The organism is Paenibacillus sp. FSL P4-0176, from assembly GCF_037975265.1.
GTDB lineage: Bacteria > Bacillota > Bacilli > Paenibacillales > Paenibacillaceae > Paenibacillus > Paenibacillus amylolyticus.
In genome coordinates this window covers 1,477,677-1,499,723 of sequence record NZ_CP150242.1, presented here as the reverse complement: position 1 = coordinate 1,499,723, position 22,047 = coordinate 1,477,677, and the positions used below count along the sequence as shown (strand labels likewise).

Here is a 22,047-nt window from a genome sequence, read left to right as displayed (position 1 = left end):
ATCCTATGTAACTACCAGATGGACAGTAGCCATTTGCGAGGTTTCCAGCGTTCTGTGACCAGACACGAATTTGATAGAATGTGCGACGCATTCTCTGCCAGCCGCTTAACGGCTTCAGCTCCAAATCGACGCTCGATGGCCCGCTCTCCTTCACTTATGGCAAATGTCCTTTTGCACGTATCATGTGCATCTGATGAAATGAAATGAAACCCGTTTTCTTTGCAAAAATGAAAACACCACTGCCGAACTTTCCGTCCGAAAAGCCCAGTGAAAGATTGAGCTGTGAGCTGACATAGTCCGCCTTGACTCAAGTAATCAGCCAACAACTTTGGCTTCTTCAAAATGACACGATTACGTTCCGGATGAGCAATAATAGGGGTAATTCCCGCTATTCGTAATTCATGCAGTATCCTGGGGAACTGTGAGGGAATATGACCAAAGGGCAGTTCCAGCAACATGTAACGACTTCCGGCGAGTGTGCAGCACTTTCCTGCATATAAGTCTCCAATCAGGTTGTCATGCACCCTGATCTCCTGTCCGGGACGGATCTCCAGGCGAATGTTACGTTTGCGAAGTTCTGCATGGAGCAGGTTCACGGCCTGATTGACCACCATCGGTTCATTGTTGTATTGCCCGTTCAGGTGATGCGGAGTAGCAATAATGGAGGTAATTCCTGAGGCTGCCGCCTTCTCAGCCATCGCAACGGACTGCTCCATTCGAACAGGACCATCATCTAGGCCGGATAATATGTGGCAGTGCATTTCAACCATATCCAAACTTCCTGAAATAGTATGAGCCCCCTCGCCCCTTTATTCATTGCGCAAATGCTTTTGGTGTTAAAGAACTAATGCATAACGCTATGAAATATAGTAAAATGGCGTTAAGTACATGTTTTGTTCAGAAAATGTTAAGAATCGACTTGGAATTATATGGTGAAATCAATGTAATGATAGGGTTCTTGCAGAGCCTTTTGTTCTGTTGCCTTTTCATACTGAAAACGGGAAACCGCGGGAAACTGAACTTCAGTAAGCATTGTGTTTAACTGTCCAGTTATATATAGTTTCTGTTCGTGCTGAATATGCAAGTTTGAATGATACATTGTGAGCTCTCCGAAGGGCTGTTTCCATTGCAACCTTGCGTGAAGTCGTACACATACATGTTGATCTTCAACATCCAAACCAATGATCATTTCTGATGATACCGGCAAGTTCAGGTCGCTCAGGAAGGTGATTGCTTGAGTGTCCATTCCAAGTAACAGAACAGGGCGTCTTTTGCGGTCTACCATTTTCCCGTGAAACTCCTGAATGTACATATGGACATTTAATTTCATATCAGCCCATTCCTGAATTATTGAATACATGGTTTCATTCCTTTAGAATGGATTAGCCTACATGGACTGCCTCTACTTCCTTCTCACAGGTATATGGTCCAGGCAACCAGGAGATACTTAAAATATCCCAAATGATACATTTTGTAACTCCATACGTCCAATTTACGATACAATACGTATCATGTCAAGCGGTATTTGGACATGGTTCTTTTGATTTACGACAATTTGAGATGTCCTTAGACAGACCTATTTACAAATGGAAATGGGTTAAAGGAAACACATGAGGAGTTACTCTTTTGCAGGAAAGCTGCCCTGATCAAACACTTGGCTCAGGATTGTTTCAATATATATTTGATGTCGTTCAGGGGGAAATAGCTTATGAGCTACGGAAATCGCATTGCGGAATTACGGGAACAGCGGGGACTTACTCAAGAAGAACTTGCGAGCTCCATTCATATTACAAGAGCTGCTCTCTCCCACTACGAGAAGAATCGACGTAAACCGGATTTCGAAGTGTTAACGAGACTTGCTGACATCTTTGATGTGTCTATTGATTATCTTATAGGACGTACAAAGCAAAGTGATGTCGTGATGGATGAAGACGTACGTGATTTCGTGGATACCTTGGAGTTATCGGACAAAGAAGTGTTAGAACGCTTCGATCTGATGATTGATGGGAAGTCTTTAACCGAAGAAGAGGCACGTCGTTTTATTGCATTTGTCCGAATGGAACGCAGCATGGACTAAACCCGAAAAGAGGACCCAGTTCCCGAGAGATAACCTCTCTGGCTTCTGGGCTTTTTTTGTGTCTTAATTCTTTTTCATTCCATGCTTGTCTATTGTGTCAAGGACGCTTGTTGTTGACGGAGGATACGAAATGGTTCCAACGCTCCGGGTCGATTCCGCATTGCAGTAACACCTTCATGATGTCCATCTGGGTTGCTTCGACTTGTTTACCTGTCGGCCTACGATCGTCCCTGTTTGGATGCTTCATATTCATTCCGCTAACCTCTCTTATCTTTATACTTTCCCTGCCCTCCAAAACTAGCCTTATTATACTTGAGAAAGTTCCTCGATGTTGTCGTCTCATGGCGATAACGTTTTTTGATGGGGTTCTAATTTTGTCGAAAGCAAAATAGGAGCAATATGGTGCCGGAATGGCAACCATATTGCTCCTATTATTCTTAATACAACCTGTTCATGCACTTACACCTTGGAACAAGGAAGTTATTAACCTCCAGCACGTGCAAGTTCACGCATATTCGCTTCAAACGCTGCAAGCAGCGCTGCTTCTCCAGTCAAACCTGTTGCCTGAATCCGTTCGATCTGTTCTGTCATACGTTTGAAGTCCTTCGGAATAACCCGAACGAACTGATTCAGCGCATCTTGCCAGTTATCCAGAACGCGCTGACCGACAGCACTTCCTGTGTTGGCAACATGACGTTGAATCATGCCTCGCAGATCTGCACCTTCGGCCACATCTTCGATACGCTCCAAAAGAACCATTTCCAGATTACAACGTTTCAGGAATGTGCCTTCCGGATCATACACATAGGCAATACCTCCGGACATCCCTGCTGCAAAGTTACGACCTGTATCCCCCAGTACAACGACACGTCCACCTGTCATATACTCACAACCATGGTCGCCTACACCTTCAACAACTACTTTGGCGCCCGAGTTACGTACAGCAAATCGCTCACCCGCAATACCACGGATATACGCTTCGCCGCTTGTTGCTCCGTAGAGAGCCGTGTTACCGATAATGATGTTATCTTCCGCCTCAAACGTTGCTTTCGGAGAAGGCATCACGATCAGTTTACCTCCGGACAGTCCTTTACCTACGTAGTCATTGGAATCCCCTTCAACGGTCAAGGTCATACCTTTAGGTACAAAGGCCCCAAAGCTTTGTCCGGCAGAGCCGACAAATTTGAATTTAACCGTATCTTCAGGCAATCCTGCGAGTCCATATTTGCGTGTGATCTCACTACCCAAAATGGTACCTACTGCACGGTTAACGTTTGTAATTGGAAGCACCGCTTCAACCGGTTGACCGGATTCAATAGCAGACTGTGCCAGTGGCAACAATTGTTGCATATCCAGCGTTTCTTCCAATTGGTGATTCTGATGCTGTGTACGGTAACGTGCAGAGCCTTCCGGCATTTCAGGCACGTGCAACAATACAGACAGATCCACACCTTTTTTCTTCCAGTGATCTACGGCTTCTACCGTTTCGAGGCAATCTGTACGCCCGACCATCTCCTGAATAGTACGGAAACCAAGATCAGCCATGATCTCACGCACATCTTCAGCAACAAATCGCATGAAGTTAACCACATGAGCTGGATCACCCATATAATTTTTACGCAATTCCGGATTCTGTGTCGCTACACCAACCGGACAGGTATCCATCTGACAGACACGCATCATGATACAGCCAAGTGCAACGAGCGGTGCTGTAGAGAAACCATACTCTTCTGCTCCAAGCAAGGCTGCAATCGCTAGGTCACGGCCGTTAAGCATTTTGCCGTCTGTTTCGAGGACGACACGGTCACGCAGATTGTTCAGCATCAACGTTTGATGTGTCTCTGCAAGACCTAGTTCCCAAGGCATACCTGCGTGGCGAATCGAACCTTGCGGTGATGCACCTGTACCACCGTCATAACCGCTGACGAGGATAATATCAGCACGGCCTTTGGCTACACCAGCTGCGATGGTACCCACGCCCACTTCCGATACCAGCTTCACGTTAATCTCAGCACGCGGATTGGCATTTTTCAAGTCATAGATCAGCTCTGCCAGATCCTCGATCGAGTAGATATCGTGATGCGGTGGTGGCGAGATCAGACCTACACCTGGTGTTGAACCACGGACTTCAGCAACCCAAGGATACACTTTACGTCCTGGCAGCTGTCCGCCTTCACCTGGTTTAGCTCCCTGAGCCATTTTAATCTGAATCTCATCGGCATTAACCAAATAGTTGGATGTAACACCAAAACGTCCGGATGCTACCTGTTTAATCGCACTGCGACGGGAATCCCCGTTGCTATCTTTAATGAAGCGAGCCGGATCTTCTCCACCTTCACCGGTATTGGATTTACCTCCAACACGGTTCATTGCGATGGCAAGATCTTCATGCGCTTCTTTACTGATCGAACCGAAGGACATTGCACCTGTTTTGAAACGACGCATGATATCTTCTACGGATTCAACTTCTTCGAGTGGAATGGAAGCTCCCACCGGTTTCAGCTTCAGCATGGAACGAATGGTCAACAATTGATCATTCTCACCTTGCACAAGTTTGGAATATTTTTTATACAGCTTGTAATCCCCAGTGCGTACCGCGTGTTGCAGGGTATGAATGGTTTGCGGATTGAACAGATGCTCTTCTCCGTCGTTACGCCATTGATAATCCCCACCAGAATCCAATACTTTATCGTTACCGTCTTTTTCCGTAAAGGCACGGTTATGATGTGTCAACGCTTCGGCTGCCACTTCTTCCAACCCAATTCCACCGATACGGGAAGGTGTCCAGGTAAAGTAACGGTCAACGAAGTCTGATTTCAGACCTACCGCTTCGAAGATTTGAGCTCCACGATACGATTGAATCGTAGAAATCCCCATTTTGGACAACACTTTAGTAACGCCTTTGGTAGCTGCTTTAATGTAGTTTTTCACTGCTTTCTCATGCGAGATACCACGCAGCAATCCTTGCTGAATCATGTCATCCAGCGTTTCAAAGGCCAGATAAGGGTTCACCGCACTTACACCATAACCCAGCAGCAACGCGTAGTGGTGAATATCACGCGGTTCTGCCGATTCAAGCATAATGCTGACTTTGGTTCTGGTTCCCTGGCGAATCAGATGGTGATGCAGACCTGCTACAGCAAGCAATGCAGGAATGGCAGCATTCTCTGCGTCCACACCGCGGTCAGACAGGATCAGAATGTTATGACCTTTGTCGATGACACGATCTGCAGCTTCGAAGAGCAAATCCATCGCTTTGCGAAGTCCTTCTGCCCCTTCCGCAGCGGTGAAGAAGATTGGAATCGTCATGGAGCGGAAGCCTGGGCGACGCACATGGCGAATCTTCGCAAAGTCTTCATTAGACAATACCGGTGTATCCAGACGGATCTGGCGACAACTCTCCGGTTCAGGGTTCAGCAAGTTGCGCTCAGGACCAATGGTTGTTGCCGTAGACGTTACAATCTCTTCACGGATTGCATCGATTGGCGGGTTGGTTACCTGGGCGAACATCTGTTTAAAGTAGTTGTACAGACGCTGTGGACGATCGGACAGCACAGCCAGCGGTGCATCATAACCCATCGAACCCGTAGCTTCCATACCTGTTGTTGCCATCGGCTCCAGGATTTTACGTAGTTCTTCAAATGTATAACCATAAGCGAGCTGAAGCTGGGTCACGTTATCATGTTTTGGATCAGGAAGTTCCGGTGCGTCCGGCAACTCGCTCAGATCCATCAAATGCTCATCAAGCCAATCCTGATACGGATTCTCGGCTGCAATGATTGCTTTTACTTCCTCATCCGCGATGATGCGGCCTTCTTGTGTATCCACAAGCAACATCCGACCTGGACGCAGACGATCTTTGTACAGGATCTCTTCCGGCGCAATATCAAGTACTCCAACTTCGGAGGACAGGATAATACGGTCATCTTTGGTTACATAATAACGAGCTGGACGCAATCCATTACGGTCGAGTGTTGCACCAATCTGCAAACCATCTGTAAAGGCCATTGCTGCTGGTCCATCCCAAGGCTCCATCATCGTACTGTGATACTCATAAAATGCCTTTTTGGCAGGGTCCATTCCCTCATCCGTGCTCCAAGGTTCAGGAACCATCATCATGGCCACGTGTGGCAGGGAACGACCACTCAGATACAGGAACTCCAGCGTGTTATCAAACATGGCTGTATCCGAACCGTCCGGATTGATAACCGGTTTTACTTTCGCGATGTCGTTACCAAACAACTCGCTCTCGAACAAGGATTGCCGTGCATGCATCCAGTTCACGTTACCACGCATCGTATTGATCTCACCGTTGTGGATCATGAAACGATACGGGTGGGCACGTTCCCAGCTTGGGAAGGTGTTGGTACTGAAACGGGAATGCACAAGTCCAATGGCCGATTCCACGAGTTCTTCCTGCAGATCCAGATAGAACCCGCCAACTTGTTCAGTTGTCAGCATGCCTTTATATACAATTTTGCGACAAGACATGCTCGGAAGGTAGAACGAACCACCTTCTGCTTCATCTGCCGAATAACGAATAGCCAGCTCAGCGCGTCTGCGAATAACATACAGCTTACGCTCGAATCCAAGCTCATCCTTCACATCTGCGGATCTTCCAATAAACACCTGACGTACATAAGGTTTTGCTGCAAGCGCAGAACGGCCAAGCATTTCATCAAAAGTAGGAACATCCCGGAAACCCAGGAACGTCTGACCTTCTTCTTCAATAATCTTCTTAAGGCTCTCTTCATGCGCACTGCGAATGGCAGGGTCCTGGGAAAGGAACAACATCCCTACGCCATAGAATCCCTGTTCAGGCAATGCAAAACCAAGGCGTTTCGCTTCCTCTGCAAAAAAGCGATGTGGAATCTGAATCAGGATACCTGCTCCGTCACCGGAATTCGGCTCACTTCCCTGTCCTCCACGGTGTTCCATGTTACTAAGCATGGTCAGTGCCTGACTAACGATATCGTGTGAAGGTACTCCTTTGATGTTGGCAACAAAACCCATTCCGCATGCGTCTTTTTCGAACTGCGGGTCATACAGACCCTGTTTTGGAGGTAATCCGATGTGTCTCATGGAACGCAACCTTTCTATAATGAAGTATTTCGGAAAGATCAAGAACATAGGCAACAGGCAACAATGAAACGGGAGGAGCTGGCCTTTCGCTTGCGATAGAGCCTGCTAGATAGAAGAGGTGACAGCATGAGACTGTCAAAAATAATGCCTGCTATTGGGCAGAAGCCATTAAATGAGATGAGCTGATCCGGACGATCCGGCAAACAGCCTGTATAAATCAACACGCAGCCGCTGGCACGGCTACTGAAATGGAGCGACGTTTTTTTGATATAGTTCTATTATTTTAACACCGACCTAACATCAGCGCAATTTAAACTTTTTAATACCTCTGATAAGAAATGTTTTGCAGTACAGCATTACAGTAGTGACGTTTAAATTCATCTCTTTTTCGAATAATTATACACTTTTTAAGCCAGAGTACAACTGAATTAAATTGCTGACAGAAGAAAATCGTTCCATGTGCAGCCTAGGTTTATCCATAATTCCACCAAATTTTCACTGCTTAAGCCAGCGAAACTTTACTTCTCTATGCATTTGTATACAAAATAGCCTGCAACCCCTTTTTGGGGTCACAGGCTATTTGCACTATTTGACTACTATATTGCATAATTTCACTACAAGAAAATAAAGTTTTTTTCAAAAATATGACCCTGCTGAAGATCAGGTTCGACTTATGCCGTCACAACTTGACCAGAATCAGCCTGTTCGACTTCTTTTTTCGGACGTCTGCCATTCCAGAGGAAGTAAGCAAGCGTCAGCAGAATGGATACACCTGCATAGATGCTAAGAATACCTGCCTGATGCCACATCACATCCAGATTACCACTCGATACCACGGCTTTGAAGCCCATAATGCTGTGTGTCATTGGCAACCAAGGGCTAAATGCCTGAAGCCATGATGGAATCAGTTCTACAGGGAAGGTCCCTGCACTAGCCGCAAGCTGGAAGACCAGAAGCAGAATGACAACATAACGTCCAGGCAGATCCAGCCAGGTTACAAGTGCCTGAACAATCAACATGAAGGTCAGCCCCGTAATAATGGTAAACAGGTAGAACAGCCCTACGCTGTGCGTCTCCAGTCCAAGACCATATAACATGAAACTTGCCACGATAACCGATTGGAAAATACTCACGGACCCAAATACCAGTGTCCGGCTGACAAAACGATTCCAGCCTGTTGCACCAGGTACGGACGTTTCCCGCATTTTCAATACAATCGTGGAAATCAACGATCCCACAAACAGACCGATCGACAGGAAGAACGGTGTCAATCCTGTACCATAATTACTCACGTTCTCTGCTGTATTCTCCGAGGAGTTTACCGGTTCAGCGAACATGTTCACTACATCATCCGTTTTCTTAACTTCGGATGTTTTCTGTGCGGCATCATTCAGCTTGGTTTCCAATTCACTCGAGCCATCTTTTAGCTCAGTAAGGCCGTCAGCCAGTTTGCCCGCGCCATCACCCAATTGCTTGGAACCATCGGTTAGTGAACTAACGCCACCACTGAGTTTACCTACACCCGTTTGCAAAGCTGTTGTTCCTGAGCCCAGCTGCTTGGCACCATCTGCAAGCAATGTACCGCCACTTGCAGCATCACCCAATTTGCCGCTGAACTGCTTCAGACCATCGGAGAGTTTCGCTCCTCCTTGACTAAGCTGCCCTGCACCAGCCAGCAATTGTTTCTGACCATCCACCAGCTGGTTCGCACCAGCAAGAAGTTGCTCCTGACCTCCATGAAGCTCGGTTGCACCCGCAGCCAGTTGCTGGTTGCCCTGATGCAGCTGATCTGCACCTTGTGCCAGCTTCTGCTCGCTCTCATGCAGTTGTGCACTGCCATCAGCAACAGCTTCACTTGCTGCAAGCAGCTTCTGTACATCCGCATTTTCAGCCAGTTCGGGGTTCGATGCAGCAAGCTGTTTCAATCCGGCGGCTACACCCTGTGCACCATCAGCAACCTTGGAGCTGCCATCTACAGCCGATTGCAGGCCTGTTGCCAGAGTGCCACTGCCCTGAACAGCACTTTGCAGACCATCCGACAGCTTCGCACTGCCCTGTTCTGATGATTTCAGACCAGCCTGCAACTTACTTGTGCCATCCAGTGAAGACTGGAGTCCAGTTTCCAACTTGGCGCTACCATCCTTCAACTGATCTGCTCCGCTCTGAAGCTGGCTCGAAGCAGCTGCCTGAAGCTGTTGCAGACCGGATACAAGATTTGATGTTCCACTTTCAAGTTTGGTTGCCCCTGTGTGCAGCGCGTTAACACCATCACTTAATGGAGAAAGTCCTTCCTGAAGTTCAAGCGTTCCGGATGCAAGCTTCGCCAGGTTATCCTTGAGCTTAACAGCACCATCATCCAGTTTGCCTGCGCCAGTATTCAGTTCACCCGCCCCATCGCCTGCTTCAGCCAAGCCATCCGATACTTCGGAGAACTTGTCGAGCAATGTCTCTGCATAGGATTCCGTTACTTTGGCTGAGACTTTTGCTTTCAGGTCCTTAATAGCGGTCTTACCGATCTGTGCACCAACAAAGCTATAATTGCCATTCGGTTCATAGATCAGATCAGCCGGCTCCGGCTTGTCATCGAGCAATGTTGTTGCTTGGGATGAGAAGTTCTCCGGAATCGTAATTTGCATATAATATTTGTCATTATTCATGCCTTCTTTGGCTTGACTGGCACTGACAAAATCCCATTTAAAATCGGCATTTTTCTTCAACTCATCCACCAGATCACTACCTACATGGAGGGATTTGCCCTCCAACTCAGCGCCTTTGTCCAGATTAACAACGGCAACCGGCATCTCATCCACATGACCATACGGGTCCCAATAGGCCGCCAGATAGATGCCACTATACAGGATCGGTATAAACATAATTGCGATAACAGGGATCAACACCTTCGGGTTTCTCACGGCCGATCCCACATCCTTGAAAAACACGGATAAAGATTTCATGTCATTTTCTCCCCTTAATCTCTCTGCTCCATGAGCAGGAATAACCATAATGAAATACAATGTCGCATTCCAGAAAACATACTGAAACACGAAGTGACCACTTTCCTCAAACGGTCACTTCAGGACAAAAAAACAACCTGTCTTCCGACAAGCCTCCCTGCTTGATACACGTGAAAATCCTTATATTATAGTAGATTAAATTCGGATTACGTTACAGCAGCAATTCCTTCCATTAAGAAAAGGCGAAAGTAAGTCTTGATTTCCTCTTTGCTCAGCGGTTGATGTTGTTTGCTCCAGTCTGAGGTGAGTGCAATATACAGGCGAATCATCATAAATGCGACGACTTGCGGATCACAATCTCGAATCTCTCCATTGTCTTTTGCTTTCTCAAGCTCCTTAGCCAGAAAGTCGGAGATTACTTTCTCCACCTTGTCCAAACCTTCCTTGGCCTGCAGCGTTCCAAAGTCCTTCAGCTCCTGAGATAACTTAACGAGCAGATCGTGATCACGACGAAACTCCAACAAGGCATCCAGTACCCGAAACAGATTATCGAAAAATGCACTTTCCTGATGTACTTCACGATGTGCGATGTTTTTCATTTCCTGAATCACTTCTACCAGGATCTGATCAAACAATTGTTCCTTATTGGTGAAAAACGTATAGATCGTTCCTTTGCCAACGTTCGCAATCTTGGCGACCTGATCCATCGTCGTTGCTTTGTATCCAAACATGGCAAACGACTGGGCTGCTGCATGAATAACCTGCTGTCTCCTGTCAATCGGAGCCATCTAATCCCTCCTTTAATCACATTCATTGTTCAATCGCTCTACATAAATGACCAAAAATACAATTCAGTCATTCGGTCAAAAACTACAATACCACCTTCGAAAACAGATTGCAACCCTAACATTTTAAAAATTGTGTTAATATTTTTTAACCTAAATGCAGTGGAAACTCCTTCTTTCGTCGTCTATAGTGTAAGATGACTCAGATAATACGTGTATATAATGAAGTTTAGGTTGTCTCATTGTAAGATATATGGTGTAAATATTCATAGAAGAAACATGATTTTGCGCTTCAATGTATATTCATGTAGTAACGCATTCCATAGCTAGAATAAACAATGAATATCTTCATTTTGAATTAAAACTTATGAATAAAGGTGAACTCATGCGAAAACCAAGAGTGCTCTTATTATCGGAAGGTTTCGGTACCGGTCACACTCAGGCCGCTCATGCGCTGGCACATGGCATCAAAAAAGTCAGTCCACATGTTCACAGTCGTGTCATTGAACTAGGCAAATTTTTGAACCCAACGGTAGCTCCACTAATTTTCTCTGCATATCGAAAGACACTATCGGTTCAACCCAAACTGGTCAGCCTGTTGTACCGCACACAGTACAATAAATCATTAAATGGTTTTACCAAGCTGGCGTTGCACCGAATTTTCTATACACAGACGGCACAGGTCGTATCCCAACTGAAACCCGATGCGGTGATCTGTACCCATCCTTTTCCGAATGCTGTCATCTCCCGGCTTAAACGCCAGGGTCTGAATATCCCGCTCTATACGGTTGTGACGGATTATGACGTGCACGGAACATGGATTAATCCGGAAGTGAACAAATATCTGGTCTCTACCCCTCAGGTCAAAGCATTGCTTGAGATCCGGGGTGTTGATCCCTCCCATATTCAGATCACGGGAATCCCTGTGCATCCAGACTTCTGGGAAGCAGGAGATAAGGTGAAGCTACGGGAAGAGATGGGGCTTCAGAACATGCCTACAGCGCTACTTATGGGTGGTGGATGGGGACTTTCGTTTGATGAGGATCATATGAAAGCTCTCACGTCTTGGGCAGATCGTGTTCAATTGGTCTTCTGTCTAGGAAGCAATGAAAAAATGATCGCAAAAATGAAGGAAATGCCTTGCTTCCAGCATCCGAATATTCGTATTCTGGGATATACACGGGAAGTAAGTAAACTGATGGATGTATCCGATGTGCTGATTACGAAGCCAGGCGGCATGACATGCACTGAAGCGCTGGCCAAGGGTCTACCGATGTTGTTTATCCCTCCGATTGCAGGTCAAGAGGAAGAGAACTGTGAATACTTTGTACAAGCCGGATACGGCCAGGTCATTCACTCTGCCGACGTGATCACCAATCGTTTCAGACAACTAGTGGAGCAGGCATCTACTCAAACTGAAAGCCCGCTGAACGTAGCGCATCATTCAGGTAACCATTCGGTCTATGATCCGAAGTGCTGTGCTCAAGCTGTTCATGACTTATTGTTTCCGACTACAGCCGAAGTCACAACAACCTCCTTGGAGCGCTTCACAGCCGGAATTACTGCCACGTCCTTGTCTGGTACCAGAATACCATTCTGATGCCTCTACGGACCTATAGAACAGCTCTCACGAGGTGTTATTGGGGGCAAGACAATTGCTCACGATATACAAAGAAGGTTCCCTTCCGAATTTTTGGAAGGGAACCTTCTTTTATTTTCACTAATTCCACCGTATGATTTGGCAGAAAAAAGGGTAATTTAGAGTATAACGATATTTTTAAATAACGAAATAAAACTACGATTCAGGCTTTTTCAAGGGCCGTGTGAAGCACACACAGTTAACTACCCTGCCTGTTTGCAGAATTTACGGGTCGATTACTTGTAAAAAGTATGATGACCGATCGTTTTTACTTTTTTCTGCGAGCGGGCAACTGTCAGATCGTCAGCAAGCGTCAATGATAAGAAATAATACGTATCATCGGCAACTTCCTTCTTCCCATTCAACGCAGCATTCACTGCTTTGATGCTGTCCTCGTTGGGAACCACACGTTTCATACGTCCGTTCGCTACAGGACTAAACTGGGATTTCTGATGGATGACCTTGTAAATGGTATCGGGAAAATTGGCTGACCGCAGCCGGTTTAAGACAACATTGGCAACTGCCACTTTGCCTTCGTACGGTTCACCTTCCGCTTCTGCCATGACGATTTTTTGCAGCAGATGCAGTTCTTTATCGGACACACTGTATGACCAGGTTGCAAGTTTCGAGTCTTCCTGGTTCAGAAGTTTGGTCCGTGTAAAGTATAGTTTTTGGGGGGGAGTTGTTACAGCAGCGACTTCTTTGGCACGTTTCACTTTGGCCAATTTCAGTGCAGCTTCTTTTTTGGCTTTGGCCGCAGCTATCGCTCTAGCTTTGTTCTTGGCCTTGGCTTCTTGCAATTCCTGCTCTTCTTGAGCAGTCGTAAGCCAGTTCTTCGCTGGCAGAGATTCAGTCCACGCTACGGTTTGGGCAGACAGATTAGAGGACAGACTTGTCCCATCTTCCATCATGCGCCTCTCTTCTTGCGTAGATGTTTGGTTATTTTGCCCAGAAGCCGCAAGTTCGGTCATCTGTTTACTATCACTAGCTTCATTCCACTTCCCCGTCGCCTGAACGACATTTACCCCCACTATACATACAAGCAGCACTGATAACATCGGTGCTACCCAACGATTTTTGCTTATAATGTTCATTCGAAGATTCCTCCTGTCGAAACAATTCCCTTAACTAAGTAACCCAAAAAAAAGAATTTGAATAACGATGGCTAATATTACATAGGGATAAACGTTATGTCAATGTGATTTTATGGCATAAAAATGATTATCAGGAAAAAGTGAACGTATCCACGGCCTCATACATTGGCGATTGTCCCAGCCTTGTCACATAAAGTACAATGTCCTCCACCATCCATGAATTAACACCTGTGGAATGTTCCGGAAGCACTCCAGATATCCCTTTATTTTCATTACCTGGAAGCTGTCCCAGATATTTTCTGGCAATGGTAATGTGGGGAGCATAAGGTCTTAATTCAGCTTCATACCCCAGGGGCGAAGTTGCCTGCACGATTTGTTTTTGCAATGAAAACAAGTGCTCTATCTCTCCGCTAACACCTTTCCAAAGCACCTTAGGTGCTTCTTCAAGTCCAAATGTGCCCCAGTCGGAAAGCTGAAGTTCAAACGGCTGAAATCCGCTTGCTGCTGAGCGCAATGCTTTTCGCAGGTGCCCAATGTCACTAACTAACGTATCCCCCAGAAATTGCAAGGTTATATGATAATCTCTATGATCTGTCCATTTACGAAAATCTAGCTTGTTCTGTACAAGCCTCGCATCCATCTGAAGAGACTGCTGAACAGCAACAGGAAGACGAATTGCTACAAACAATCTTTCCCGTCGGGATGAATGATCCTGATGTGATTGGTTATTCATTGCATACACCTCTCTAAAGTTCGCTCTATTATTTCATAACTATACATATCGTTTCAAGTTGGGTAAGTATAGAGTGACACAAATATAACCATTTGCAAATAAGGCTAGATTCCTGCATTTCCCACCTTAATGCACATCCAACACCAAATCTGATACACTTTAATCATCAAACTCATCAAACTATTTATCTCAGGAGGACCACACATTATGGGTAAAATTGTATGTTTTCCATCTCTATCCGAAGAACAGCAACAACGAATTCAGAATACTGCACCAGGATACACCCTGAAATTCGGAAAAGCCAAGGAATTGGACCCCGCTGAGTTGAAAGAAGCTGAGATTATTCTCGGCTGGTCCCCACTCGTCACAGAACATGCATTGAAACAGGATAGCCTGTTGAAGTGGGTTCAGGTCTGGTCTGCTGGTGTGGACAATCTCCCCTTCGCAGATTTGCAACAAAAGAACGTTCAGGTCACCAGTGCAAATGGAGTTCACGCGATTCCAATCACCGAAATTATTCTGGGCATGATGTTATCCCACAGTCGCTGGCTGAGACAAGCTATGCTGCATCAACAGCAGGCCGAATGGAAAGCTCCTGCCAAACCACTGCCGGAACTGCATGGCAAAACAGCGGTCATCGTTGGTGTAGGTGAGATCGGTACGGAAACAGCCCGTATTCTTAAAGCACTCGGCATGCGCACGATCGGAGTTCGCCGCTCAGGTAAGGATGTCCCCAATGTGGACCAAATGTACGACATGACCGGTTTACATGAAGCCTTGAGCCAGGGCGATTATGTAATTAACATTTTACCGCTAACTGATGAAACCAAACATATATATGATCAAACTGCATTTGAGCAGTTCCGATCCGGTGCCTGCTTTGTCAATGTAGGCCGTGGCCCCAGTGTGAAAACGGAAGCCTTGCTGAATGCACTCCAAAACGGCCAAGTTGCCTTCGCCGCACTGGACGTGTTCGAAGAAGAACCTCTTCCTGCAGACCACCCGCTATGGGGCATGGATAACGTGTTAATTACGCCTCATATCGCAGGAAGTACAGAGCAATACGCGGATCGAGCAGTCGATATTTTCGTCAAAAATCTGGAAGCTTACGTCGCTGGCGATACCCTGCCGGTGAACCTTGTGGATTATAGTCATAAATATTAACACAAACACCCGTTCCCATGCAATATTGTGCAAATCATATCAACGATATCAATTGATATGTACGCAATAAAAACCGCTACCTCTGGGAAATCTAAATTCCCTTAGAGGTAGCGGTTTTGTTTTTTCACGCTTACATGCACAGCCAAATATGACGTATAAACGTGCCTTTGTGTACTGTTCGGTACTCTTTTACCGTCCATCCCGCTTCCAACAAGTGCTCTTCTACGCACTCTGTGGAAACAATCACTGCCCGTTTTGCCAATCTGCGCAAACTCTCCAGCATGGCTCGTTGCTCAGCATCCGGAAGTACAGAGCAGAGATTATAGGGCATGTCCAGAATTGCTGCATCATACAAATCTTGCAGTTCATTCATATCCCCCAGTGTGATTCGATCCGAATCATATCCATAATGCGGCAGATTGATACGTGCACCTCGGACAGCCAGAGGATTGAGATCGTTACCTTTTGCATCAATTCCCATGGATAAAGCCTCAATCACAACCGTTCCCATACCGCAGCATGGATCAAGCAAGCGATGGTTTTCTACTCTCGGAACGGCAATATTAACCAGCGCTCTGGCAAGCGTGATGCCAAATCCAGTTGAGTAATTTTGCGGCTTCTGCCGGTGAATCTGCCATGATCGATCCGCTTCTGTCCACTGGCCCAAGATCCATTTTTCTCCTGTTCGGATTAGGCCGAAAGTCACCTTAGGTTGTTTCATCTGTGCCTTGCCCTTAATGCACATGCCGATTTCTTTTTCCAGTTGACGAGACTGTGCATAATCAGGGGTATGAACCCCTTCTTTCAGACAAATCACCTTAAATGTCTCTTCTGGAAACAGCTGGATCTCTTTGGCAAGAGGAAGCAGATCAGTCACGCTGCCCCCTTCGCCGATCACGTCCAGTCTGCCATGGATAAAAGGACTGCGTCCAGGTGAAATACATCGTTCGGACCACACATACGACCCCATATCCATACGGATCTCCGAACTCGGTTCTAGCAGCGTATTCAGCTCCAGCATGCATAATTCTTGCTCGTTCTCGTGGCAAGCAAAGGTGTAGAGGTGTTTCCCAGAAGTAGCGTAAATACCAAGTGTTTCATCAGGCAAAATCCCCCTCTCCTTCCTTCATTAATCATGTTTCTTCTATATAAATAGTAAGCTCATTGAAGACATATCAAATACGACTCATACGTTTGCTTCAGGTAGTCATTGTATACAATGTTAGGCTCCTAGACAACTATCCATTTCCTTGCACGTATCTATTTGGACAGAAAAAAATAAGGTGTTCCCATTGTTGAGGAACGCCTTACTTTATTTTGAGATTATAACATTGGAAATCTAATCGTCCTTGCCAGTAAACGTTATAGGCCAACAGCTCATATATCATACTGATTTCTCACCATTAGCCGCCTGCATGATTCCAGCTTCTTCTATTATAAGAAGAAGGTTATATTTTTAATTTTTCAATGGATGTAAGCAAATCTTCCGATAATTCTTTCAGACTTTGAATGTTGCCGCTAATCGTCTCCATGGAACTTACTTGCTCTTCCGCCGATGCAGAAACTTCTTCCACACTCGCTGCCGATTGTTCCGAAACAGCGGAAATCTGCTGACTAAAATCATTCATTCGTCCGCTTGCTTCCTGCATGCCTGCGAGACCATCTGTCATAGTGCCGATGACACCAACCATGCCTTCCACCGATTCGTTAATTGTACGGAAGAGTTGACCTGAAGTAAGCACATGTTCCTGACCCAGTTCGGTCTCCTGAACGTTCGTACGTAATTCCGCAACCACCCCTTGTGACTCCTGCTGAATATCCTCGGTAATCGCCGTGATCTCTTCAACCGAAGTCTGCACAGCCTCAGATAACTTCCGCACTTCTGATGCCACTACAGCGAACCCGCGTCCACTCTCTCCCGCGCGTGCTGCCTCAATGGAGGCATTTAATGCCAGCAGATTGGTTTGGCGTGCAATGTCATGAATGACTTGAACCAGCTTGGAAATATCTTCATTTTTACGATTCAACCGTTCCATCTTGTTCATGGAAGCAGAGACCGAACCGGAAATCTGTTGCATCTGCTGCACGGATTGTTCCATCACCTTGCGACCATTCAAGCCTTGCTCCAGTACAAGATCCGACATGACGCGTAGCTGGCTACCTTGTTCCGTATGATTCTGAATGTGATCATTCAACACTTCAACCGTACGGGCTGATTCCACGGCTGTCTCTGCCTGGCTCTCAGCGGCCTTGGCTGACTCTTCCATGGTCACAGCAATCTGGCGACTACCAATCTTAACCTCTTCTGAGGATATTGCCAGTTCCCCACTTTGTAGATTAACAGCTTCCGCAATTCTTCTGACGCTCAGAACCATGGAAGTCAGGTTACCTTTCATGTCATTCACTGCTTTGGCCAGAACACCAACTTCATCCTCATGTTTGGTATGTATGTCCTGAACATTCAATTGGCCTTCTGCAATCAGTTTCACCGCACTAATGACACGTAGCAGTGGTTTCACGACCTGTGAACGAATAATCGGAATGCTGATCGCTGTAATGGCAATCATGACAAGAACACCAATTATGATGATTAATCTACCATCTTGCACTGATCTGATCGTTTGGGCTGCCGCAAGATTGGATTGTTCCTGATTGTATTCCACAAGATAATCAAGATCGACTTGCATGGTGTCAAAGGAATCAGCACCTTTATCAGCTACTTCCTTCGCCAGCTGTGTCTGACCCTCATCACTCAGCTTGATCGATTGCGTATTAATCTTGAGATACGCTTCCCATTTGTTCTTGAACGCATTCCAGTGTTCGAGCTCTTCCGCAGACTTCTCCTGCTGATCATAGATTTTAATCGCCTGCGTCGTTTCACGAATATACTTGGTACGCTCTTCTGACAAAAATGCCTTGTCTGTTTCATCCGCGTCAAAGTGACGATAACTTAGTGACAGAACATGTTCTGTGGTATAATTTAACCGGTTAATTTGCTGGATTGATGGCATCCAATTGTTCGTAATTTCATTCGTGTTGGTTTCAATTGAATTCATCCGGGTGACAATCGTGACACTCAAAATAATTAAACAGAGGATTAACAAGTAGAACGCGATGCTGATACGCAGACCGATACTCTTGATCTTGAATCTGCTGAACATATGATTTCCCCCTTGACCTCTTCGGTCATCCCGAATTCAGGTGCTTATGTCATTGTTTTCCCTTCTTTTGACCTCTTGTCAAAAGAACTTCTCTATATTATATCGATAGGAAAATAGACGTAAAGTATTATAACATTATTTTGTCATTAAGATGCTTGGTTTTGTAAAAGATTGTTGAATCTTGACAAAGTCCAAACCGAAGAGCTGCAGCATACGGTAAAGTCCCGATCTGCAGCTCTTCGGTTTGTTCGGATTTCAACGGCTAACATCATAAAATGATCAGCCTAGTTCAGTATTGCCGTCTTATGCTCAGCCAGCAATCGATATGAATCCAACCTGCGCTCATAATCTGGTCCTGCCGTAACCAAAAGCAAACTTTCCGTTTCCAGCCTTCGACTCACCTCTTTTAATCGAGCCCATACCTGCTCAGGTGTACCTGCATAGTGCCGTACCGATTCATTTTGATCACTAACGGCTTCATCATTCGTATTAGAGACCGCGGTACCACTTGAATTCGGCTCAGTTGAATGTTCTTTCCCATCCAGCTTGCGCCTCTCCGCCATGTCACGACTCCAGTCCAAAGCATCCGTCTCTGACTCGGCACACAATACGCTTACTGCCACCATAACCTCAGGCTCCTTCATCGTTGCACTAGGCATAAATCCTTCTCGGTATCGCCTTACAGCCTCTGTACCATCGGCATCACTCATGAATTGACCAAAGACATATCCCATGCCAAACCGTGCCGCAAATTCTGCACTCTTCACGTTAGTTCCCAACATCCAGAGTGATAACGGAAGCTTGGGAATCGGACGAGCTGTCACGGGATGATCCTCATACATGTAGCGGTCTTCGAGCAGTTCTGTGAGTGCTGCGAGCGATTCAGGCAGCTTGGACACATGTTGCAAATAATTGCCACTGAGTGCCATCGTGGCATGAGGTCCACCGCCAGGAGCACGTCCGAGCCCAAGCTCAATGCGCCCCGGATAGAGCGCAGCCAGCAGGCGGAACGACTCCGCAACCTTGAGCGGGCTATAATGCGGCAACAAGACCGCACCAGAGCCAAGTTTGATCGTTGTTGTCCTTGCTCCGATGTGCGATAACAGTACTTCGGGAGAGGCAGATGCCAGTTCAGCCATATCATGATGCTCTGACGTCCAGTATCGGGCGTATCCCCAAGCCTCGGCATGTTGCGCAAGTGTCACCGATTGTTGAAGCGCCTGTTCCGCTGTGACATCGTCTAACCTTGGAACAAGGTCAAGTACGCCCAGACTGAACGTCTCACTCATTCGCTTAGCCATGCGTCTCATCTCCCTTTATATCGGTTAATTTTAATCCAAATCGTAGATCGAACCCACCTTCAGACCGTAGAGTTCATTATATATTTTCTCGGCAAATGCATCCGTCATTCCTGCGATATAATCGATCACCATGTGTTCCCAAGTCCAGATCGGCTGGGCTTTGGCTTGATCCTTCTCATACCGCTGCAGCCAGTCGGATGGAATAATGGATTTGGACGTTTCCGGATCGAGGAATGCATCCCATAATCGCTTAATCATCCACTCACTGCGCTTTTGTAGCCGCTGTACACGTAGATCACGAATCATGGTCACCCAGGCAAAACTCTTGAGCACACTCACCGTACGCAGCATATCAAGGTCTTCAGCCCCTTCACGGACAAAAGTTACCTTCTTCCAGTCACCGTCGTCAATAACGCCCAGGCTGCCTACAAAAAAGCTCACCCAATAGGCCTTCACCTCACGACGGGTACGCGAGTAATCGTGCTCGCAGAACGGCATCTTCTCATTCCAGATGCGCAGGAACGAAGCGAGAACCTCTTCTACCTTTTGCCCAATCGCTTCTCGGGTCCATCCGTTCCAGAACAGATCCTCCAGCGTTGTAATTTTATCCACAATCAGTCGATTCACATGCGGATCTTGCAGGAAATGCTCATGTACTTCAATTTTACCTGCTTTGATGCCATCCTCCAGGTCATGCGAGGAGTACGCAATATCGTCGCAGAGGTCCATCAGCTGTGCTTCCAGCGTCTTCTTGCCTGCCGGTACGTTCCAGCGATCACGGATCTCCCGAATATATTGCCACTCATGATGATACATGCCTTTTTTGCTCTCTGTCCCAGGGTACGGATACTTGTTTATCCCTAGTAATACCGCATCAGACAGATTCAGTCCGTCGATATCTTCACGTTTCTCCAAGTGCATAATGAGACGGAAGTTGTGCGCATTGCCTTCAAAATGCTCGTATTTCCGTTTTAACTCGGCACGGACTTCAGACTCGACCTTGGGAACTTTGGCGCTGCGGCTTTTCTTCATGATTTTCTTAGCCTCGGTGTTAATGAGATCATCCAGAATACCATCTAATACCTCTTCACCTTTATGTCCAAAAGGCGGGTGACCGAAGTCATGTGCGATTGCAGCGCACTCCACCACTTCTGAATCAATAATAAGGCCGGGGTTGTCCGCGCGGTCCCAGTCTACCTCGGGAAAACGGCGAATCAAACTTCGGGCAGCCTCTCGGGCAATCTGTGCCACCTCCAGGGAATGGGTCAAGCGAGTACGATAATAATCACCCGTTCCTGCGCCAAACACCTGCGATTTGCCCTGTAGCCGACGGAAGGTCGGTGAATGAATGAGTCTCGAATAGTCCCGTTCATACGCTGCACGAGATCCATCCAATTTGGTTAATTCAGGATATTGTCTATGTTCTCTCAGATCGTTCCATTGCATGGGGATCACTCCTAGCCGACTGTCTCTATTTTGAGTGATTATACACAACATCTGTGGTTTCGAAAAGTAAAACCTGTCTGCGATTGTCATCTCTTCTTACATCAACTTGTAATGAACAGTCATCTTCTCTTATTATACCCTGCCAGACTATCATCCGTGCATCTAAATGACAATGATTCATATTGAACTCACACTATCGTGACTTATGACAAAAAAAGTGACTTATACAGTTTGCGTGGCCGTTCCGGTGACGGATCGTTCTTATGATCGCTGTTATTCCCAAATTTCTTTGATTCCCTTTTAAAAGGGAGAAATCCGGGAATAAAGGCGAACGCTTCGCTTCTTCAGAATCGATTCCGTCCCCTTCACTACTTTTGCTGTCCTTTAAATTCAATAATGGTATTCACCATTCAGCTCGCTAAAATCGAGTGAAAATCAAGTTCAACTTATATTAATATCATCATTTGCTTCAATGATAGTCTGCCTCCCCCGTGCCCTCCCCGTTGTGGGTAAAAACAAAAACCAGCTAATCTTTGTCAAGCATTTCTGGTTGGATGAGTTCTCTTTTCGTGGTATACTTTTTCCGACCAACACGAATAACCTCCACGGGT

15 protein-coding genes are annotated in these 22,047 nt (G+C 46.3%); 3 read left to right on the top strand and 12 right to left on the bottom strand.

The genetic code is table 11. From position 1 onward, the window contains the following. Positions 1-11: 11 nt before the first annotated feature. Positions 12-770 carry a CpsB/CapC family capsule biosynthesis tyrosine phosphatase gene (locus tag MKY95_RS06675; RefSeq protein ID WP_036611338.1) on the bottom strand — a complete coding sequence of 253 codons (759 nt, stop codon included), beginning with the start codon at positions 768-770 and terminating at the stop codon, positions 12-14. Between the two features lie 155 nt (positions 771-925). Then, entirely contained in the window at positions 926-1,330 is a 405-nt protein-coding gene (locus MKY95_RS06670; protein ID WP_143781080.1) for a hypothetical protein, read from the bottom strand. Positions 1,331-1,708: 378 nt separating this feature from the next. On the opposite strand from MKY95_RS06670, the gene MKY95_RS06665 reads away from it, so the two are divergent. Then, complete coding sequence (locus MKY95_RS06665; RefSeq protein ID WP_036668894.1) at positions 1,709-2,077, top strand: helix-turn-helix transcriptional regulator; 369 nt, start codon at positions 1,709-1,711, stop codon at positions 2,075-2,077. A gap of 97 nt (positions 2,078-2,174) precedes the next feature. Here the strand turns inward: MKY95_RS06665 and MKY95_RS06660 are convergent, their stop codons facing one another. From MKY95_RS06660 to MKY95_RS06645, 4 genes are all read right to left on the bottom strand, one after another. After that, positions 2,175-2,330, bottom strand: coding sequence for a hypothetical protein (locus MKY95_RS06660; protein WP_017690128.1), 156 nt, complete (start codon positions 2,328-2,330; stop codon positions 2,175-2,177). Between the two features lie 230 nt (positions 2,331-2,560). Continuing rightward, on the bottom strand, positions 2,561-7,159 hold the full coding sequence (gltB, locus tag MKY95_RS06655) for a glutamate synthase large subunit (RefSeq protein ID WP_076319062.1): 4,599 nt from the start codon (positions 7,157-7,159) through the stop codon (positions 2,561-2,563). Between the two features lie 671 nt (positions 7,160-7,830). Continuing rightward, positions 7,831-10,113: a YhgE/Pip domain-containing protein gene (locus MKY95_RS06650; RefSeq protein WP_076319160.1), complete on the bottom strand. Its 2,283-nt coding sequence runs from the start codon at positions 10,111-10,113 to the stop codon at positions 7,831-7,833. 206 nt (positions 10,114-10,319) lie between these two features. Next, positions 10,320-10,901: a TetR/AcrR family transcriptional regulator gene (locus MKY95_RS06645; RefSeq protein WP_036611349.1), complete on the bottom strand. Its 582-nt coding sequence runs from the start codon at positions 10,899-10,901 to the stop codon at positions 10,320-10,322. A 382-nt stretch (positions 10,902-11,283) separates the two neighbouring features. Between MKY95_RS06645 and MKY95_RS06640 the strand changes: the two genes are divergently transcribed. Further along, a complete protein-coding gene (locus MKY95_RS06640) occupies positions 11,284-12,498 on the top strand; it encodes a UDP-N-acetylglucosamine--LPS N-acetylglucosamine transferase (protein WP_036611351.1) in 1,215 nt (404 codons plus the stop codon). 275 nt (positions 12,499-12,773) lie between these two features. Here the strand turns inward: MKY95_RS06640 and MKY95_RS06635 are convergent, their stop codons facing one another. Together MKY95_RS06635 and thpR are read right to left on the bottom strand one after the other, a co-directional pair. Next, positions 12,774-13,631, bottom strand: coding sequence for a cell wall hydrolase (locus tag MKY95_RS06635; protein WP_339197654.1), 858 nt, complete (start codon positions 13,629-13,631; stop codon positions 12,774-12,776). 130 nt (positions 13,632-13,761) lie between these two features. After that, positions 13,762-14,364, bottom strand: coding sequence for an RNA 2',3'-cyclic phosphodiesterase (thpR, locus tag MKY95_RS06630; RefSeq protein WP_047841961.1), 603 nt, complete (start codon positions 14,362-14,364; stop codon positions 13,762-13,764). 207 nt (positions 14,365-14,571) lie between these two features. On the opposite strand from thpR, the gene MKY95_RS06625 reads away from it, so the two are divergent. Then, positions 14,572-15,528, top strand: a complete 957-nt coding sequence (locus MKY95_RS06625; RefSeq protein ID WP_076319061.1) for a D-2-hydroxyacid dehydrogenase — start codon at positions 14,572-14,574, stop codon at positions 15,526-15,528. Between the two features lie 130 nt (positions 15,529-15,658). On the opposite strand, the gene MKY95_RS06620 is transcribed toward MKY95_RS06625, so the two are convergent. From MKY95_RS06620 to dgt, 4 genes are all read right to left on the bottom strand, one after another. Beyond that, positions 15,659-16,636 carry a methyltransferase domain-containing protein gene (locus MKY95_RS06620; protein WP_076319060.1) on the bottom strand — a complete coding sequence of 326 codons (978 nt, stop codon included), beginning with the start codon at positions 16,634-16,636 and terminating at the stop codon, positions 15,659-15,661. A gap of 340 nt (positions 16,637-16,976) precedes the next feature. Then, entirely contained in the window at positions 16,977-18,689 is a 1,713-nt protein-coding gene (locus MKY95_RS06615; RefSeq protein WP_076251419.1) for a methyl-accepting chemotaxis protein, read from the bottom strand. Positions 18,690-18,973: 284 nt separating this feature from the next. Then, complete coding sequence (locus MKY95_RS06610) at positions 18,974-19,990, bottom strand: MsnO8 family LLM class oxidoreductase (RefSeq protein WP_143781079.1); 1,017 nt, start codon at positions 19,988-19,990, stop codon at positions 18,974-18,976. Between the two features lie 30 nt (positions 19,991-20,020). Next, positions 20,021-21,436: a dGTP triphosphohydrolase gene (dgt, locus tag MKY95_RS06605; protein WP_076209597.1), complete on the bottom strand. Its 1,416-nt coding sequence runs from the start codon at positions 21,434-21,436 to the stop codon at positions 20,021-20,023. Positions 21,437-22,047: the final 611 nt, after the last annotated feature.

What these genes read in the sequence shown, in the direction of transcription:
- MKY95_RS06675 (WP_036611338.1), bottom strand. Translation starts at nt 770, where the DNA reads ATGGTTGAAATGCACTGCCACATATTATCCGGCCTAGATGATGGTCCT.
- MKY95_RS06670 (WP_143781080.1), bottom strand. Translation starts at nt 1,330, where the DNA reads ATGAAATTAAATGTCCATATGTACATTCAGGAGTTTCACGGGAAAATG.
- MKY95_RS06665 (WP_036668894.1), top strand. Translation starts at nt 1,709, where the DNA reads ATGAGCTACGGAAATCGCATTGCGGAATTACGGGAACAGCGGGGACTT.
- MKY95_RS06660 (WP_017690128.1), bottom strand. Translation starts at nt 2,330, where the DNA reads ATGAATATGAAGCATCCAAACAGGGACGATCGTAGGCCGACAGGTAAA.
- gltB (WP_076319062.1), bottom strand. Translation starts at nt 7,159, where the DNA reads ATGAGACACATCGGATTACCTCCAAAACAGGGTCTGTATGACCCGCAG.
- MKY95_RS06650 (WP_076319160.1), bottom strand. Translation starts at nt 10,113, where the DNA reads ATGAAATCTTTATCCGTGTTTTTCAAGGATGTGGGATCGGCCGTGAGA.
- MKY95_RS06645 (WP_036611349.1), bottom strand. Translation starts at nt 10,901, where the DNA reads ATGGCTCCGATTGACAGGAGACAGCAGGTTATTCATGCAGCAGCCCAG.
- MKY95_RS06640 (WP_036611351.1), top strand. Translation starts at nt 11,284, where the DNA reads ATGCGAAAACCAAGAGTGCTCTTATTATCGGAAGGTTTCGGTACCGGT.
- MKY95_RS06635 (WP_339197654.1), bottom strand. Translation starts at nt 13,631, where the DNA reads ATGAACATTATAAGCAAAAATCGTTGGGTAGCACCGATGTTATCAGTG.
- thpR (WP_047841961.1), bottom strand. Translation starts at nt 14,364, where the DNA reads ATGAATAACCAATCACATCAGGATCATTCATCCCGACGGGAAAGATTG.
- MKY95_RS06625 (WP_076319061.1), top strand. Translation starts at nt 14,572, where the DNA reads ATGGGTAAAATTGTATGTTTTCCATCTCTATCCGAAGAACAGCAACAA.
- MKY95_RS06615 (WP_076251419.1), bottom strand. Translation starts at nt 18,689, where the DNA reads ATGTTCAGCAGATTCAAGATCAAGAGTATCGGTCTGCGTATCAGCATC.
- MKY95_RS06610 (WP_143781079.1), bottom strand. Translation starts at nt 19,990, where the DNA reads ATGGCTAAGCGAATGAGTGAGACGTTCAGTCTGGGCGTACTTGACCTT.
- dgt (WP_076209597.1), bottom strand. Translation starts at nt 21,436, where the DNA reads ATGCAATGGAACGATCTGAGAGAACATAGACAATATCCTGAATTAACC.